The organism is Marivirga aurantiaca (assembly GCF_016679925.1).
Taxonomy (GTDB): domain Bacteria; phylum Bacteroidota; class Bacteroidia; order Cytophagales; family Cyclobacteriaceae; genus Marivirga; species Marivirga aurantiaca.
Window position 1 is genome coordinate 2,501 of sequence record NZ_JAEQBW010000021.1, and the last position, 3,390, is coordinate 5,890.

Sequence of the window (3,390 nt, forward strand, 5' to 3'; positions counted from 1 at the left end):
GGATTAACCTTGCCAAGAAAAGTAACTCGTAGGCTCATTATGCAAAAGGCACGCCATCACCCCACTAAAGGGCTCTGACCGCTTGTAAGCGTATGGTTTCAGGTTCTATTTCACCCCGTTATTCACGGTACTTTTCACCTTTCCTTCACAGTACTTGTTCGCTATCGGTCTCTCAGTAGTATTTAGCCTTACCGGATGGTGCCGGCTGGTTCAAACGGGATTTCTCCGGTCCCGCCCTACTCAGGATACTGCTAGGTATATACAACTTTCCATTACGGGACTCTCACCCTCTTTGGTTTGGCTTCCCATCCAATTCATGTTCATTGTATAAGTCCACGTTGCAGTCCTACAACCCCATAACAGCCTTAACTGTCATGGTTTGGGCTTTTCCGCGTTCGCTCGCCACTACTTGCGGAATCACTATTGTTTTCTCTTCCTCCGGGTACTTAGATGTTTCAGTTCTCCGGGTTAGCTTCATGATAAATCATGATAATACATCTTCAATGTATTGGGTTGTCCCATTCGGAAATCTGCGGATCAATTTGTATGTGCCAATCCCCGCAGCTTATCGCAGCTTATCACGTCCTTCATCGCCTCTGAGAGCCAAGGCATCCCCCATACGCCCTTATTTACTTTCTCGTATTTCTTACGATTACTTTAATTTTTACTCTTTCACAACATGTCAATGAACTTCCGTCAGCAAGGTATCTCTACCCAATAACCAGTGTCAAACTGCATGGCTCATGCGGTGTTTGAGGAACTGGTTTTTCCCGACAATGTGATTATTAAACTTTTTAATTACTTTAATAACCTTTTTCAATATTTGTACAACAAGAACCTTTTGTTCCTATTTCATTCTAATTCTTACTAACTCCCTCCTTTCTCACAACTTCTCCTAAAGTTGTGGAGGATATCGGAGTCGAACCGATGACCTCCTGCGTGCAAGGCAGGCGCTCTAGCCAGCTGAGCTAATCCCCCAAGATGGTAGTCCCGGGCAGACTCGAACTGCCGACCTCTACATTATCAGTGTAGCGCTCTAACCAGCTGAGCTACGGGACTGGCTTTACTAGTTGATCAACTTCAATGTTATTTTCAATATCTCTATCTTCTTTAACTCCATCAACCATCTGAATAATAACCAACCCTATTTACTGGTAGGCCGGTTCTTTCAATAAACCTTTAATCGCATCCTTTCGATCGATTAATTAATAATTTTGAATAAATGTACAAGATAACAAACCTCGTAGCTCAAGGTCTCCAGAAAGGAGGTGTTCCAGCCACACCTTCCGGTACGGCTACCTTGTTACGACTTAGCCCTAGTCACTGGTTTAACCCTAAACAGCGCCTTGCGGCAACCGTCTTCAGGTCCTCCCAATTCCCATGGCTTGACGGGCGGTGTGTACAAGGTCCGGGAACGTATTCACCGCGTCATTGCTGATACGCGATTACTAGCGATTCCAACTTCATAGGGTCGAGTTGCAGACCCCAATCCGAACTGAGATGCACTTTTTGAGATTGGCTTACTGTTACCAGCTTGCTACCCTCTGTATGCACCATTGTAGCACGTGTGTAGCCCTGGGCGTAAGGGCCATGATGACTTGACGTCGTCCCCTCCTTCCTCTCTGCTTGCGCAGGCAGTCTCCTTAGAGTCCCCATCATTACATGCTGGCAACTAAGAATAGGGGTTGCGCTCGTTGCGGGACTTAACCCAACACCTCACGGCACGAGCTGACGACAGCCATGCAGCACCTTGCACCTTGTCCCGAAGGAACACCCTATCTCTAGGGCTGTCAAGGGCATTCTAGCCCAGGTAAGGTTCCTCGCGTATCATCGAATTAAACCACATGCTCCACCGCTTGTGCGGACCCCCGTCAATTCCTTTGAGTTTCATCCTTGCGGACGTACTCCCCAGGTGGATAACTTAACGCTTTCGCTTGGCCGCTAACAGTATATCGCTAACAGCGAGTTATCATCGTTTACGGCATGGACTACCAGGGTATCTAATCCTGTTCGCTCCCCATGCTTTCGTGCCTCAGCGTCAGTTACGGCTTAGTAAGCTGCCTACGCTATCGGTGTTCTTTATGGTATCTATGCATTTCACCGCTACACCATAAATTCCGCCTACTTCAACCGTACTCAAGCCAAACAGTTTCAATGGCAGTTCTCCCGTTAAGCGGAAGGATTTCACCACTGACTTAATTGGCCGCCTACGCACCCTTTAAACCCAATAAATCCGGACAACGCTTGCACCCTCCGTATTACCGCGGCTGCTGGCACGGAGTTAGCCGGTGCTTATTCCTACAGTACCGTCAATTGACTACGCATAGTCTTTTTCTTCCTGTAGAAAAGCAGTTTACAACCCAGAAGGCCGTCATCCTGCACGCGGCATGGCTGGTTCAGGCTCTCGCCCATTGACCAATATTCCCTACTGCTGCCTCCCGTAGGAGTCTGGTCCGTGTCTCAGTACCAGTGTGGGGGATCATCCTCTCAGAACCCCTACTGATCATCGTCATGGTGAGCCGTTACCTCACCATCTAACTAATCAGACGCATGCCCATCTTTTACCGATAAATCTTTAATCAATATACCATGCGGTATTATGATGCCATGGGGTATTAATCCGAGTTTCCCCGGGCTATCCCCCTGTAAAAGGTAGGTTGCATACGCGTTACGCACCCGTGCGCTACTCTCATTTCTCCCGAAGGAGAAAATCCCGTTCAACTTGCATGTATTAGGCCTGCCGCTAGCGTTCATCCTGAGCCAGGATCAAACTCTCCATTGTATATAGATTGTTCTTGTTTGTTACCCTAAGGCAACTCCCAAGGCATTCGGCTCTCGCCTCCTGCTTTTGTGTTTGAACCGTGGCTACGTTTTCTCAAAGTACTATATTACTTAGTATTTAAGTGGTTTGCTATCTTGTCGTACATTCATTCAAAGAACTTTTGTTAATATCCCCGTAAAGTATCAAGCAGTTTACCTGTGAGCTTTCAACTCCGGCACTTACTTAAATTATGAAGGCATTGTGTCAATTAACTAACATCCCTATCCGGTCATTAATGTAATCAACACCTTACTAACAGTGTGATCGATTCCGGTTGCCCGGTGTATCTTTCAGTATTTTCATTGCTTTAAAGCCTTTCGCTTTTTAGCTGTTTTGTATTTGTTTACCGAAGTGTCCTTCTTCGTTTTTCCCTTTGTTTCTCTCAAAGCGGATGCAAAGATAACTGATTTAATTCCTCTTTTCCAAAATGTTTTTGAAAAAAAATTGAGAAAGTTTTTAAACGTTTACTGTCAGTCTTTTATGAACTCTCAGCTCCTTTTCCCATCCCTCTTAAATCAGTATTTCAATACCCTCCAATTAAAACTGCTTGCGCTTTAATTACTGTTGTT

Annotated in this window: 2 tRNA genes and 2 rRNA genes (1 of these 4 running past the window's edge); all 4 read right to left on the bottom strand. The window is 45.8% G+C overall.

The features are described from left to right. Positions 1-640, bottom strand: a 23S ribosomal RNA gene (locus tag JKA74_RS20560) (it extends 2,254 nt beyond the left edge of the window). 264 nt (positions 641-904) lie between these two features. Next, positions 905-978 (bottom strand) — tRNA-Ala (locus JKA74_RS20565). Positions 979-982: 4 nt separating this feature from the next. Further along, positions 983-1,059 (bottom strand) — tRNA-Ile (locus JKA74_RS20570). Between the two features lie 202 nt (positions 1,060-1,261). Beyond that, positions 1,262-2,782: ribosomal RNA gene (locus tag JKA74_RS20575) — 16S ribosomal RNA — on the bottom strand. The 16S and 23S rRNA genes sit together here with 2 tRNA genes alongside, the layout of an rRNA operon. Positions 2,783-3,390: the final 608 nt, after the last annotated feature.